Below are 208 nucleotides of genomic sequence, written 5' to 3'. Positions count from 1 at the left end.
GGTGGGTTCAACCGGTCAGCGCAACGGCTCGTTCGAAGGTATCAGCCGGCGTCTGGAAGCCAAGGGTTTTCCGTGGCCGCGTATTGAGCCGAAGGGCGACCTGATCAAGGTCATGTTGAGTGTAAACGGATAGGTCCGTGCCGTTCGGGAAGTATTGGCGCAGCAAACCATTGGTGTTTTCGTTGCTGCCGCGCTGCCAAGGGCTCTT

General features: G+C 58.2%; 1 protein-coding gene. It reads right to left on the bottom strand.

What is annotated here, in order from left to right; translation table 11 throughout:
- Positions 1-7: 7 nt before the first annotated feature.
- The coding region (locus C5F48_RS24740; RefSeq protein WP_146170804.1) for an IS30 family transposase at positions 8-208 on the bottom strand (201 nt) is incomplete at its 5' end.

The organism is Cereibacter changlensis JA139 (assembly GCF_003034985.1).
GTDB classification, from domain to species: domain Bacteria; phylum Pseudomonadota; class Alphaproteobacteria; order Rhodobacterales; family Rhodobacteraceae; genus Cereibacter; species Cereibacter changlensis.
Note: the sequence above shows the minus strand (reverse complement) of the source record. Positions and strands in the feature narration are given on the sequence as shown.